The organism is Bowmanella dokdonensis (assembly GCF_017254865.1).
In the GTDB taxonomy this organism is placed as follows: Bacteria; Pseudomonadota; Gammaproteobacteria; order Enterobacterales; family Alteromonadaceae; genus Bowmanella; species Bowmanella dokdonensis.
Map to the genome: position 1 here is coordinate 23,227 of NZ_JAFKCV010000018.1, position 13,527 is coordinate 36,753.

The window sequence follows — 13,527 nt, forward strand, 5'->3', positions numbered from 1 at the left end:
AATGACTAAGGATGACTGTTTGACATCGGTTAACCTCCGGGATCTTATCAAGCGAAGCTATCTCAAGTCAGTGCTGATCCCTCTTCTGATCGTCGAGTCTGCACTGCTTGGCATGTACTTCACCGTCACGTATCTGATCACCCAGCAAAACATGGATCTGGCTTTGTCGCAGGCCAAAGAAAACCTGCAGATTATTACGCGCCAGCAGGCTACTAACCTGGATCTGCATCTGCGGGAAATTGAACGCAATGCCTTTTTGCTGCAAAGTCAGATCACCGATCTGTTTGCAGAAAATGCTCCGGCCCTGGCCGAGCCGGTGAAGCAGCAGTACCGCTTGCATACCAACGGCAGTTTTTACAAGGCAGCGCCTATGCCTGGCGGCGCCCTGTATCTGTCCGCCCGGTACGAAATCAATTCGCAGCGGAAGCAAAAAGCCTATTGGTCGGAACGGCTGGATCCCTTGCTGATCGGTATTACCGATATCAACCCTGTTGTAGTGCAAAGCTATTTCAACAGTTGGGACAGCATGGTACGCCTGTATCCTCCCATACCCAATCTGCCAGAGGTATTTGGGGCCAGAGTGGACATCCGCCAGCAACCTTTTTATTACCTGGCAGATGAAATCCACAACCCAGAAAGACTACCCACCTGGACCGAGAGCTATTTCGATCCGCTTGGCATGGGTTGGATTCTAACCGCCATGGCCCCTGTGTATTATCAGGACATGCTGCAGGGGGTGGCCGGAATCGACCTGTCCATCGCCAGGCTGGCCGAACAGATACTGGATCCAGAGTTACCCTGGCAGGCCAGCAGCCTGCTGTTAAATTCCCAAGGGGATATTCTGGCCATGGACCCCCATATCAACCAAACCCTGGGGGTGGACATTGTCCACGGCCAGGAATATCCGGACTTGCTTACCCAGCCCCTTGAGCGCAAAGATTATTTCGAAGTGCAAAGCTTCCGCGATGAATCGCTGAAGCAGTTCTTCGGCAAGGTTGTAGCCAGGGAAGGAGCCGACGCCATACTCACCCTGTCAGGCACCCAATATCTAGTGTTGAGCGCCCGGGTTGAACAAACCGGATGGCAGGTCATTGCCCTGGTCGACCAGGCCAATCTTTATCAGCCTGCCCTGCAGACCAAGAAGATGACCACCAGCCTGGGCTTGCTGGCCGTTGCCGGTCTGCTGATTTTTTATGTCTTGTTTATTTATGTGGCCCAGCGGCGTTCCCGCAGGCTCTCAGTCAAGATCGCCCAGCCCATCCAGACCTTGTCTCGGTTGACCTCGAATGTGGAAACAGGCAGGGAGGTCCGTTTTGAAACCTCGGGTATTGAAGAGATTGACCAGTTGCAGGACAACTTCAGGGAAATGTCCATACAGTTGGATAAACGCAGACAGAGCCTGGTTGAATCTCAGTTGCAAAGCCGCGTGCAGCAGGAGCGGGCCAACCTGATGAAGCAACTAAGCGAAACGGACAGCCTGACCAAACTGTATAACAGGCGTAAGCTGGACGATATACTGGTCAGCGAAATTGGCCGCGCCGGTCGTTATGAAACACCGCTTTGCGTGATCATTCTGGACATCGATCATTTCAAACATATCAATGATAAATTTGGCCATCTCAAAGGCGATAAGGTCATCTGCAAAGTGGCCGAGCTACTGAAGCAGCGTACCCGCCAGACAGATCACGTGGGACGTTGGGGCGGCGAAGAATTTCTGCTGATTTGCCCGGGTATCATGCTGGAAAAAGCATTGCAACTGGCAGAGAAATTGCGCACGACCCTGGAACAACAAACATACGAAGAAGGATTGATCGTTACAGCCAGTTTCGGCGTAGCTCATTTCCAAGCAGGGGATTCCGTTGATACACTGGTCAGCAGGGCAGACAAAGCCCTCTATCAATCCAAACAGGCCGGTCGCAACCAGGTCAGCCTGGCAGAAGAAGACGGCTCCAAAGAACAGCACAACTGACAATTATCCGGTATAGCCGGGCAGAACAACCTTCAGGATCACTTTCAATCAAGGAATCAAGATGAAAAAAACACTCTTAACCTCATTCATGACTGCCAGCCTCTTATCCTCGTTTACTGTGACAGCTGCGCCGCCGGATTACGAAGGATGGGCTGCGGGATTTGCAGAATGGTACAATGCCGACAACGACAAACCCGAGCCCCTGGGCGGGCTGGAAGACGGAGAAGGCTTTGGCCTGGAATTAGGTATCAGGCTGACGCCGAGCTGGGGAACCCGGCTGGAATGGTCCCACCTGAACATTGACTCACAAGCCGGCTTCGACGACGAATCGGGTGACCGACTGGGTATCGACGCCCTGTATTTCTTTGACCAGAAAGCCACCTATCTGTTTGCCGGTGTCAAGCATGAGAGCCTGGATGAGAACTACAAACTGGTCAACCTGGGAATTGGCCGCCACTGGACATTGAATGACAGATGGAAACTGGTCTCGGAACTGGCCGCTTATCACGACTTTGGTGAAGACTTTACGGACTATGGTATTAAACTCGGCCTGGCTTATCGCTTCGGCGCAACCTCACCCGCACCAATAGCAGATACGCGGCCACAACCCATGCCTGCGGCACCGCAACCCACGCCCGAACCAACCGACTCGGATGGGGATGGGGTAATGGACGACCAGGATCGCTGTGCCAATACCCCCCCTGAAGACAAGGTGGATGCCAATGGCTGCAGTATCTTTACCCAGGAAAGAGTCCAGCAGCAGATGGATATTCTGTTTGCCAACGACAGCTATGAAATCCGTAACCCGGATTCATCGGAATTGCGGGCCTTTGCGGATTTCATGAAGCGATTTCCCAATACCGAAGCGGTCATCGAAGGGCATACCTCCACCGTCGGTGACACGGCCTACAATCAGCAGTTGTCGGAAAAGCGGGCCAACGCAGTAAAAGAGCTTCTGGTCAGTCAGTTCGGTTTAAGTGCTGACAGGCTCAGCACGATAGGCTATGGCGAACTGCGCCCACTGGATCCAGCCAACACTGCCGAAGCACACAGGCGTAATCGCCGCATTGAAGCGGTAGTCAGTGCCATAAAAGAAGTCAAAGTCACCAAATAGCCTGGCACAAACAAAACAGGGCGTCATACGACGCCCTGTCCTCACCACTAAGCTTTAATATTCATCGGCAATGGCCGGGCCGGCATAATTGTCAAAACGGGAGAACTGCCCCTGGAAGGTCAGTCGGCTGGTGCCGATGGGGCCGTTACGCTGCTTGCCGATGATGATCTCGGCAATGCCTTTGTATTCACTGTTCTCGTGATAGACCTCATCCCGGTAAATAAACATTATCAGGTCGGCATCCTGCTCTATGGAGCCGGATTCCCTCAGGTCCGAGTTGACCGGGCGCTTATCGGCCCGTTGCTCCAGACTCCTGTTCAGCTGAGACAGGGCCACCACCGGCACATTCAGTTCTTTGGCCAGGGCCTTTAAGGAGCGGGATATTTCGGCAATCTCCAGGGTACGGTTCTCCGACAATCCCGGCACCTGCATCAATTGCAGATAATCGACCATGATCAGGGCGATTCCCCCCTTCTCCCTGGCCAGTTTCCGGGCCCGGGTGCGCACTTCCATGGGCGTCAGGCCGGAAGAGTCGTCGATAAACAGGTTGTCCTTATCCTTGAGCATGGCCATGGTGTTGGAAATCCTCGCCCAGTCCTCATCGTCAAGCTGAGCGGTACGAATTTTGGTCTGATCGACCCGGCTCAGGGACGCCAGCATCCTCATCATGATCTGTTCCGCCGGCATCTCAAGACTGAATACCAATACCGGCTTCTCTTCCAGCAACATGGCGTTCTCACACAGATTCATGGCGAAGGTGGTTTTCCCCATGGAGGGACGGGCAGCCACTATGATGAGATCAGAAGGCTGCAGGCCACTGGTTTTCTTATCCAGATCCTTGTAACCGGTGGAGACCCCGGTCACTTCCTTGTTGGTCTTGATCAGGGCTTCCAGGCGATCGATGGTATGAGTCAGCACCGTCTCGACGTTCTGTGGTCCTTCACTGTTACCAGAGCGCTTTTCGGCGATCTCAAATACCTTGCTCTCGGCCATATCCAGCACATCACCGCTGGAGCGGCCCTCTGGGTTATAGCCGGTCTCGGCTATCTCATGGGCCACCCCGATAAGCTCCCTGAGCACCGCCCGTTCCTTGATGATTTGAGCGTAGGCCACCACATTGGCTGCGCTGGGAGTGTTTTTGGCCAGTTCACCCAGATAGGCAAAACCACCGGCGGTTTCCAACTCATCCTGCTGTTCGAGCAGATCAGAGACGGTAATCAAATCAACCGGCTGGCTGTTGGACAACAGCTTGAGAATGGAGCGGAAAATCGTCTGATGGGCGCGATTGTAAAAGTCCTGCTCGATCAGGATCTCGGCGACCTTGTCCCAGCAATCCGGCGCGATAAGCATGCTGCCGATGACCGATTGCTCGGCTTCCATCGAATGCGGAGGAATCTTCAGCTTCTCGACTTTACTGTCACGCTCTCTGTGGGAAACGACTTTCAACTTTCGCTCTTATCTTTCTGACAGGGGGAACCTATTATGCGGGATTCGGATGCTGAATGCGATAGCAGAAAGGTCAAGCGGCTCCCCTTGGAGAGCCGCTGAACGATCAATCTTTGTCCAGCAGCACCCTGCCGCTGACGGTGGAAACATTGACCAGCGCCGCGCCACTGCCGGTGCTGAATTTGAGCCAACGGCTGGGCCCGTACTTTGCCTTACTGGCCTTGTCATCGCTCAGGCGATTGGTAAAACTGCCCCCGGCATGGCCTTCAATATCAAAACGAGCCGACGGCATGGTTGCAAAATGCAATTCCAGGTTACCACTGACATTACTGGCGCTGACCTCTCCTTGCTCCTGCAGATCCAACCAGACCTCGGTGTCACCGTTGACGGTCTCCAGGGTCAGCTTTTCCACCTTGCCCAGTTTAAGTTCGGCATCGGAATTGACGGTTTCCATTCTCACCCGGCCAATACTGGTACTGGCCCGGATATCCCCATTGACCGAGTCATAGCGGATTTCCTCACCGCTGGATCCTTCGTCCTCAATCTCTCCGTTGACACTGGACAACTTGATATCACCTTGCAGATTTTCAGCACTGATCCTGCCGTTCACCGTATCGATCAGCAACCGGCCCTTCAGGTCTGTGACCCGCAACTCTCCGTTGACCGAAGACAATTCGGCACCGCCGGTAAATCCCGAGGCATCGAGATCGGCATTGACCGTTTCATACTCGACAAAACTGCCACGGGGCACATGGATTTCCAGATCGTCGCCATCGTCTTTACCCCAGCTTCCCCAGTTGATTTTGGGCATCCTGACGTGAATGATGATTTCATCGCCGCGACGTTTGAAAACAAGCTCTTCTGCCCTGTCATCCAACTCACCGCTGACCCGGACTTCATTCCTGTCCCAGGTTCTGATTACGGCCTTGCCTGACAGATGCTCAATATTAACCCGCCCATCTGCCTTCGCTTCGAGCGTGTTGTCGACCCGCTCCCCTGCCAGACAAAGCAGGCTGGTAGCAGACAGGCCAAGGGCGATAATGAATTTGTTCATAATTGGATATCCTAAATTTGCTGCCATTTGGGAGCATGCACCTTTTCAATCAAATCAATCTGTTGCTGGTAGACCTGCTGAAGCATTTTCAGCAATGCCAGGTTATTCGGATCTTCCTCCAACGCCTGCTTGATAGCCTCTGCGGCGCCATCCAGCTCATCGAGCTGTTCCTGCCAGTTTTGCGTCAGCGCAGGCTGGTCAGCAAAAGAGGCCAGCAGCGCTTGTTTCTGCTGCTGGTGTTGCTGGCTTAGAGCGGCAACCAGTGAAGGATCACCCTGTCCAACAGGAGACGGACTGAAAGACAACCAGCCTACAAAGCCAATCACCGCCACTGCCGCCGCCAGTCCCAGAAAGGGCTTGCCTGAACGCAGGGGCACTTCTTCCTGCTGACGATTCAAGGCATACTCGATGCCGGGCCAGAGATCCCTCTGTGGCTGTCGATCCTTTTGCAATTCGGTGATCCGTCGTTGCAGATCCCGCTCAAAATTCTGCTTATTCATAGCCCATCCACTCCTGCATTAACTGCTTGGCGCGGTGAAATTGCGCTTTGCTGGAACCCACTGCCATGTCCATCATTTCGGCAATCTCTTCATGACGGTAGCCCTCTATGGCATGCAACACGAAGACCATTCTGGCCCGTTCAGGCAACCTTTGCACATAGGCCTCAATATCTACCTCGCCGGTGGACCCTTCGGCCGTTTCCTGCATGGCCGCACTGTCCTCGATATTAAACATGCGTTGCCACCAGCCCCGCTGCTTGCGTATATATGACACACAGACATTGGAACTCACCGAGTGAAGCCAGGTACTGAACTTGCTATCCCCCCGGTAGTTGCCAATCTTCCTCCATAGCTGGATAAAGACTTCCTGGGTTGCATCCTCAGCCAGCGCCCGGTCCCCCCCCGTCAGGCGGTAACAAAGTCCATGGACCATGCCCACATGCTCCGTATAGAGTTGCCGGTACGCCTGCCGATCTCCCTGTCGGACCTGTTCAATCAAGGTCAGCAGGGCGCGATCGGCAAATTGCTGCTCAGCGTCTATTATCTGTCCTTGTGTTTGCAATGCATCACCATCTTGTTGTTATCCGGGACCTTTGCCGGTCAGACTGGTTATTCAGTCACTGGCGCTTCGAACAATAAGTCGCAGCATAATGGCGTTGGGTTTAAACAGGCAAAAAAATATTTGTTAATGGGGCGCTACTGGTCTGATAGGCCGGGTATCGCTGGAAATCGCCTGCCGGATAGGTGATGATCCGCCACTCTTAGCCCAAGTACCCTATCAGCTCAAATCAGGAAAGGTTGGATGACAACGAAAAAGCGCCCCCTCTACATTCCCCACGCTGGCCCGTCGCTGCTGGAAACCCCCCTGCTCAACAAAGGCAGCGCCTTTAGCGCCGAAGAACGCAAGGCCTTCAACCTCAACGGCCTGTTGCCTCCCCGTTACGAAAGCATCGAGGAGCAGGTCAGTCGCGCTTACATGCAATATTCCAGCTTTGACACCCCGCTGAATAAACATATTTACCTGCGCGCCATCCAGGACAACAACGAAACACTTTTCTATGCGCTGGTCACCCAGCACCTGGAAGAGATGATGCCAATCATCTACACCCCCACCGTCGGCGATGCCTGCGAACAATTTTCCGATATTTACCGCAGTTCGCGAGGGCTGTTTATTTCCTATGCCGAGCGCCAGCATATGGACGACATTCTGCACAACGCCACCAAACGCAAGGTCAAGGTGATAGTGGTGACTGACGGCGAACGGATCCTGGGTCTGGGCGACCAGGGCATCGGCGGCATGGGCATTCCCATCGGCAAGTTGTCGTTATATACAGCCTGCGGCGGTATCAGTCCTGCGTATACGTTGCCGGTTATGCTGGATGTCGGCACCAACAACGAGAAACTGCTGGCCGATCCAATGTACATGGGCGCTCGTCACAAGCGCATCAGCCAGGACGAGTATGATGCCTTCGTAGAAGACTTTATCCGCGCCGTCCAACGTCGCTGGCCGGATGCGATGATTCAGTTTGAGGACTTCGCCCAGCAGAACGCCACACCACTGTTGAACAGGTACAGGGATAAGGTGTGTTGCTTCAATGACGACATTCAGGGCACCGCCGCTGTCACTGTGGGTACCCTGCTGGCCGCATGCCGGAGCAAAGGGACCAGCTTATCTGAACAGAAAGTAGTATTTGTCGGTGCCGGCTCGGCAGGGTGTGGTATAGCTGAGCAGGTGATTCAGCAAATGCGCGCCGAAGGCCTGAGTGATGCCCAGGCCAGGGGGCGCATTTATATGATTGACCGCTACGGTCTGCTGACCGAGGGCATGGCGGGTTTACGTGACTTCCAGCAAGCCCTTTGCCAGCCAAAGGACGCTATCAGTGACTGGAATTTCAGTGGTGAATATCCTTCCCTGCTGGACGTCATGCACTGCGCCACACCTGATATTTTGATCGGGGTTTCCGGTCAGGCGGGCCTCTTCACCGAGCAGGTTATCCGCGCCATGAAACAAGGCTGTGATCTGCCCATTATCTTCCCGCTCAGTAACCCGTCCAGGCAAGTGGAGGCCCGCCCCGAGCAGGTCATCGAATGGACGGACGGCCAGGTGATTATCGCTACCGGGAGTCCTTTTAGCGATGTGGAATACCAGGGCCGGCGCTACCCGATCACCCAGTGCAACAACAGCTATATATTCCCGGGCATCGGCCTGGGTGTGCTGGCCACCAAGGCCAGGCTTATCTCAGATGAAATGCTGATGGCAGCCAGTTCCACGCTGGCCAGTGCCTCCCCTCTGGCCAATAAAGGCAAAGGGGCTCTGCTTCCGCCCCTGACCGATCTGGCCTCCCTGAGCAAAGCCATTGCCTTTCAGGTGGGAAAAGTGGCACAACAGCAGGGACTGGCGCTGGAGATGTCTGACGAGATGCTCAGAGACAAGATAGAACATTCCTTCTGGACGCCCAAATACCGTCAGTACCGACGGGTGAGCATCTAAGACAGGGTCCCCTCGGCCCCGGTTAAGGGGCCGGGCCGGGCCTGCTGGCTTTGCAACCATTGTGAGAAGTCCGGTTTCAGGCCCCGGTTATGGGCTACCTGAAGAATATCGCAGTCAAACAGTGAATTGGCCTCGATTAACAAGGGCCCCTCTGTGGTCAGGGCCACATCCCATCCAATAGTGGGCAGTTGATTGAACACCTCAGCGCCCCGCTTGACCAGTGAGACAATTTCCTGCCAGTTGGGAAGCAGGTAGCCGGACAGCTTTGTCTGTGTCTGGGGATGCTGGGTAAACAGCCTGATGTTGCCCTCGTTGAGCGGGTCCGGCCCGTAGGTCGATATCAGTCGGCCGCTGTCCAGGTTGATGGCCGATACCAGGTTAAGACTCTTGCCTGCATTAAAATTGTCTATCAGGTTTCCTCCCACCGGCAACTTGGCGCAGCCGATGACCAGTTCGACCTGCCCTTCCCGGTTTACCGTCACCAGTCGCAGCGTCCCCAGACCGGGACCGGGCATCACGTCGTTCAGAGCAGGATGGGGAGCGGCGTAACGTTGCAGTACAAATCGTCCAAGCTGCAGTTTTTGCATCAGGCCAGTTGGGTCGAGCTCCTTGCCATGGATATCCTGTAAACCTTGGCCGGCGAACCTAAAGCAGAATATATCCTCACCATGGGATCCCCCGGCAGGTTTGAAGATATACTGACCTTCCCCCCAGGATTGCAGTCGCACAAGCAGCCCCTGTGCGTCTTTTATCTGCTCAAAGGGCTGTGGGTCTGACAAGCTACTGTTTTGTACAACCGCCAATACCTCCGGCGCTGCCAGCCCTTGCTGCTGACAGATGCGGTGATAATTCATTTTATCTGCCACCAGCGGCCTGAACGCCTCCTGGTTCAGCGCTTTTTGCAAAATCTCCAATTCATGTTTTTTCAAATAAGAACCAGGCGCACTCAACGGCTTATCGGCAAAACCAAACAGCACGTAATCTACCGGCCCGAACCCCCATTTGAGTCTGCACCAGCTTATCTTCAGGAGTTGCAGCAAGGTCAGCCCCTGTTTGACTCTCGCACAGTATTGAGCTATTTGCAGATATTCCCTGAGTTTGGCAATCATTTTCCATCCATTCTGTAACAGGTTGCACTGGCCATCGTCTTTACAACCCCCAGCTCAATGTTATCGATACACAAAAGTATGCCTACATACCTCTGGCAGGCCAAATACTTTGGGCTGATTTCCTTACTTATTTTGCTTATGTAGTAACAGAGAGTTGAATCAGGCACTGCATCGCCTCATCGGCCTTATCTGCAGGAACAAACAGGTGATCGTGGTAGAAGGCCGACACGGGATTAACGCCCATCTGCCGCTTGGCCAGGGCGACGGTAATTTTCGCCAGAAAGCCTATTGCCTCCAGGGAGGAATGAACATTCAGGGTAATCATCCGACAGGGAAACTGATAGTCCCAGCCCTGAAGATCGGCCTGGTACTGTTCTACGATAAGGGTCATGCCCTCCTGCTCAAGAAATTGCATCCTGGGAATCAGATTGCCAGGCAGTGCCTGAGTTGCCGGCCGGGTCACAAATACAAATAACTCCTCATGCAAGACGGGCTGCATGGACTGGATCAGGTGATCAAGGTTAATTTCACCGCTCATCAGGCTTCTCCCAGTTTCAGCAACAAAATACCCAGGCCAATCAGGACCAGTCCGCCAAGTTTGAGCGGATTAACAGCCTCATTCAACCACAGCATAGCGGTCAGACTCGTCCCTATAATGCCCGCGCCAGTCCACACTGCATAACTCAGTGCCAGCGGCAATGTCTGCATGGCCACTGACAATAACAGCAGACTCAGGAACATATTCAGAACCGCCATGGTTGAATAGCCCACATGGGTAAAGCTGTCTGAATGCTTCAGGCTCAGGGCAAAGAGGATTTCAAAAAGTGAAGCAAACGTGAGGTAACACCATGCCATCAGGGGATCTCCCATTCTGGCAGGGTCGTCCCTGCATAAAGCCTTGCAGTCCAAAATGACCTGGTGGGGTCGTCCCCACCGGCGGGACAGTCAATATAGCCCGGCCACTCCCTGTTCTGCAACCTTTGCGCAGCCTGCTATAAAGAATACAGACTGTTAATGATCGCTAATACCAATCGGCTTAATCTTTAGTGCATTCAGCGAAAGACAAAATGCTCGATACCAAGGCGCTCGTATGAAGGTCTAGTGGCGCTAAATCGAATGCGAGCAACACAAGGTAGCGGGCATTTTGACTTCGCCCACAGGGAGCGCCATGGATGGCGTGAAGTAGAACAACGCAGGAGCAGTTGTCGAGAGTGCCCAGGAAGGATTAGTTCAAGGCGCGGCTTCGAAGGCATAGTGGTGCTATGTCGAGAAGTCGGAACGCAGAAGTAATCCTTCCTGGGCTGCTCTGATTGCACTAAAAATTAACCCGATTGGTATAACCCATGGTTCTGAAAGACAACTTCGATAACCGGATTCGCATAAGGTTGCAGCCCAACCGATCCGCCTCCTGGGGACAAACAAAGCTGTTGGTCACCTTTTTGGGTGGGCTGTGTCTGATGGTGGCCCTGTTCTGGAGTCTGGCCGGCGCCTGGCTGATTCTGCCTTTTGCCGGCCTGGAGGTGGGGTTATTCGGCTGGTTGGCCTACCGGGTCTGCAAAGACACTTACAGCCAACAAATGTTGCTGATCGATCAACGGCAGATACAGGTAATATGGGGATATACCCGCCCCACAAAGCAGTGGCAGTTTGACCGTCAGGACTGCCTGTTTGTCATCCACCTGCCCCATCACTCCCTGTCCACCCAAGAACTGACAATAAATGGCAGGGGTCTCTGCCTGCCTTTGGGCGAGCGGCTCAATCAACAGGACATGCAAACACTCTTGAAACTGTTGCGCAAACTGGACCTGCCCTGTCGCACCCTTGGCCAGACGGAGGTTCAGGCACTGGAGCGGACACTAGACTGACAATTCTCCCTCAGCAGGGATTGCCACAGTTTTTCCACCTGGCGCTGATCTTCACCTTCCAGCTCGCGGTTTCGGAACGCCAGACTGAGGCTTTCCTGCATGGTCAAATCCAACTGAGTGAGGCAATAGTTCTTTTCATTCAGAGCCCGGGCCACCTGCAAGGAAAAATGTCCGTTGAGGTAACTGGCCACAAAGAGTTGCTGATCACTGCCCGTCGTCACGACCTGGTCCAGGGCCTCTTCAACCTGCTCCACAAACCGATCGAATTGTTGCTCTGACATAGTTAACACCTTTTCACTAATCGGGGGAACTGAGGGGATACAGGACCTCGTCATGATAGCCGGTGATCACCGGCATCAGGCCGCTAAGCTGCTGATCGAGCTCTGCATCTCCCGTATCGGCAATCAGGGGGCGGCCATTAAGGGCTTGCAGCTTACCCTTGGTGGCCACCAGCAGAATATTCTCCCGGCCGATAGCACGGATCAGAGTCGGGCTGAGCTGCTGATTACCGCGGCCAAACACATGCCCCTGGCCACCTATCAGGGTGATTACCAGCTTGGCCGGTTTGCCCTCGATGGCTTTTAACAGCTCCTCGGCAGTCATATCGCGGCCAAGCAATTGCTTGTCCCTGACAAGGTCAACCCCAAGCAAAGTATTCTCCAGGCCCAGTTCGCTCATAATGCCGCCCACTGTTGACCCCGATCCCATTACAAACACTTCATCTTCCATCAACTCAATGACATGGGCGGCGATATCGGCAAGGACTAATTCTTCTGATTCCCGCCCGCCCATCTTGACCGCTTGTACATATCGCAGTTCGGTGGGAACCCGCATCTCGCCATAACGCTTTGCCCGCACTTGTCCCTGACGAAACGCCGTCTCGTCGATATCCATCACATCGGCTTCACCCAGACTCACCAGCTCCCCCCTGACCAGCATCTCCACCACCCGTCCGGCCGCTTTTGGGGTGACGCTATATACTCCTGAATGAATTTTGCAACCCGCCGGGATCCCCAGCACCGGCATTCGGTCCCCCACCACTGCACAAATGTTGCGCGCTGTGCCATCACCGCCGGCAAACAGGAGCAAATCCAGATCTTTGCCGAGCAACACTTTGGCAGTCGCTTCGCTGTCCCGGGCTTCTGTTTGCTTCGGTGCCTGATAAACCACCTCGGTGGCAAAGCCCATCTCCCTGGCCAAATCCTCGCCCATTTGTGCCGACGCGGTGAAAATACGGATCTGATCTTTGAGCGGTGCAAGCAAAGCCAGTGCCTGTCTGGTCCGCTCGCCAGCCAGTTTCCTGGCTCCTCCGGCCAGGGCCTGGCTTCTTACCTCAGCCCCGTCGCTGCCCTTCAGGGCCAATGCGCCGCCGATTCCCGCATAGGGATTGATAATAAGACCAAGCCTAAACATGGCAGGACTCCAGGGCAAAGTGCTCCATCCTGAGGGCTGGGGTATGGTAAAAGCCCTGCAGGACCTGAATAAACTGGCCCGCCCTGGCCGGAAAGCCTTCATTGAGATAATGCCGGACCTGAGTCTGGACCTGCCGGGTAAAGGCCTGCCGATCGGATTCCACGCCATTGAGATTATCGCTACTGACCTGGAAATCTTTGCCGGCAGCTACACTAAAGGCCCACTCAATGGCCTGGGGTTTGACTTCCACTTTCTCGAACTCCGCCTGTTGCTCGGCATTTCGTCCGTCGGGACAATACCAGTAACCGTAATCTTCCAGTTGGCGACGCTTCAACCCGGCCAGGCACCAATGGGCAATCTCGTGCAGTGCACTGGCGTAATAGCCATGGGCAAATACCACCCTGTGATAGGGCGTGACAGCGTCGGCCGGCAAATAAACGGGTTCCCCGGCTCCCCGGACCAGTCGGGTATTGAAACTGGCGCCGAATTGCCCATTGAAAAGGGCAATCAGATGCTGGTACTGATGCTGGCCGGACAAATCTGTTCCCCATCTAGGCTAAAATCGG

At 54.3% G+C, this 13,527-nt stretch carries 14 protein-coding genes; 4 read left to right on the forward strand and 10 right to left on the reverse strand.

Annotated elements, in window-relative coordinates; genetic code table 11:
• The first annotated feature begins 19 nt into the window (after positions 1-19).
• Positions 20-1,969, forward strand: a complete 1,950-nt coding sequence (locus J0A66_RS19525) for a sensor domain-containing diguanylate cyclase (protein ID WP_206575541.1) — start codon at positions 20-22, stop codon at positions 1,967-1,969.
• A gap of 61 nt (positions 1,970-2,030) precedes the next feature.
• Positions 2,031-3,083 carry an OmpA family protein gene (locus J0A66_RS19530; RefSeq protein ID WP_206575542.1) on the forward strand — a complete coding sequence of 351 codons (1,053 nt, stop codon included), beginning with the start codon at positions 2,031-2,033 and terminating at the stop codon, positions 3,081-3,083.
• A gap of 54 nt (positions 3,084-3,137) precedes the next feature.
• Here J0A66_RS19530 and dnaB read toward each other — a convergent pair whose 3' ends face one another.
• The 4 genes from dnaB to J0A66_RS19550 all read right to left on the reverse strand — a co-directional run bounded on the left by dnaB (position 3,138) and on the right by J0A66_RS19550 (position 6,624).
• Positions 3,138-4,529: a replicative DNA helicase gene (gene dnaB, locus J0A66_RS19535; protein ID WP_206575543.1), complete on the reverse strand. Its 1,392-nt coding sequence runs from the start codon at positions 4,527-4,529 to the stop codon at positions 3,138-3,140.
• A gap of 106 nt (positions 4,530-4,635) precedes the next feature.
• Entirely contained in the window at positions 4,636-5,583 is a 948-nt protein-coding gene (locus J0A66_RS19540; RefSeq protein ID WP_206575544.1) for a DUF4097 family beta strand repeat-containing protein, read from the reverse strand.
• A gap of 11 nt (positions 5,584-5,594) precedes the next feature.
• Positions 5,595-6,083: a hypothetical protein gene (locus J0A66_RS19545; RefSeq protein ID WP_206575545.1), complete on the reverse strand. Its 489-nt coding sequence runs from the start codon at positions 6,081-6,083 to the stop codon at positions 5,595-5,597.
• The gene (locus tag J0A66_RS19550; RefSeq protein WP_439098884.1) at positions 6,076-6,624 is read right to left on the reverse strand and encodes an RNA polymerase sigma factor; all 549 of its coding nucleotides are present in this window, start codon (positions 6,622-6,624) and stop codon (positions 6,076-6,078) included. Before J0A66_RS19550 ends, J0A66_RS19545 begins: the two co-directional genes overlap by 8 nt.
• Before the next feature lie 261 nt (positions 6,625-6,885).
• Between J0A66_RS19550 and J0A66_RS19555 the strand changes: the two genes are divergently transcribed.
• Complete coding sequence (locus tag J0A66_RS19555) at positions 6,886-8,574, forward strand: NAD-dependent malic enzyme (RefSeq protein ID WP_206575547.1); 1,689 nt, start codon at positions 6,886-6,888, stop codon at positions 8,572-8,574.
• Here J0A66_RS19555 and J0A66_RS19560 read toward each other — a convergent pair.
• From J0A66_RS19560 to J0A66_RS19570, 3 genes are all read right to left on the reverse strand, one after another.
• Positions 8,571-9,683: a sugar-transfer associated ATP-grasp domain-containing protein gene (locus J0A66_RS19560; protein WP_206575548.1), complete on the reverse strand. Its 1,113-nt coding sequence runs from the start codon at positions 9,681-9,683 to the stop codon at positions 8,571-8,573. The two genes, J0A66_RS19555 and J0A66_RS19560, sit on opposite strands and share 4 nt — an antisense overlap.
• 136 nt (positions 9,684-9,819) lie before the next feature.
• The gene (locus J0A66_RS19565) at positions 9,820-10,221 is read right to left on the reverse strand and encodes an ACT domain-containing protein (protein ID WP_206575549.1); all 402 of its coding nucleotides are present in this window, start codon (positions 10,219-10,221) and stop codon (positions 9,820-9,822) included.
• Positions 10,221-10,538: a DMT family transporter gene (locus J0A66_RS19570; RefSeq protein ID WP_206575550.1), complete on the reverse strand. Its 318-nt coding sequence runs from the start codon at positions 10,536-10,538 to the stop codon at positions 10,221-10,223. The genes J0A66_RS19565 and J0A66_RS19570 overlap by 1 nt, the downstream gene beginning before the upstream one ends.
• A 488-nt stretch (positions 10,539-11,026) precedes the next feature.
• Between J0A66_RS19570 and J0A66_RS19575 the strand changes: the two genes are divergently transcribed.
• A complete protein-coding gene (locus J0A66_RS19575; RefSeq protein WP_206575551.1) occupies positions 11,027-11,548 on the forward strand; it encodes a DUF2244 domain-containing protein in 522 nt (173 codons plus the stop codon).
• Here the strand turns inward: J0A66_RS19575 and J0A66_RS19580 are convergent.
• The 3 genes from J0A66_RS19580 to J0A66_RS19590 are packed head-to-tail and all read right to left on the reverse strand — an operon-like array spanning position 11,521 to position 13,499.
• Positions 11,521-11,829, reverse strand: coding sequence for a YfcL family protein (locus J0A66_RS19580; protein WP_206575552.1), 309 nt, complete (start codon positions 11,827-11,829; stop codon positions 11,521-11,523). The two genes, J0A66_RS19575 and J0A66_RS19580, sit on opposite strands and share 28 nt — an antisense overlap.
• Positions 11,830-11,845: 16 nt before the next feature.
• Positions 11,846-12,961 (reverse strand): ATP-NAD kinase family protein, encoded by a 1,116-nt coding sequence (locus J0A66_RS19585; RefSeq protein WP_206575553.1) that lies wholly within the window; start codon positions 12,959-12,961, stop codon positions 11,846-11,848.
• Complete coding sequence (locus J0A66_RS19590; protein WP_206575554.1) at positions 12,954-13,499, reverse strand: elongation factor P hydroxylase; 546 nt, start codon at positions 13,497-13,499, stop codon at positions 12,954-12,956. The genes J0A66_RS19585 and J0A66_RS19590 overlap by 8 nt, the downstream gene beginning before the upstream one ends.
• Between the last annotated feature and the right edge of the window lie 28 nt (positions 13,500-13,527).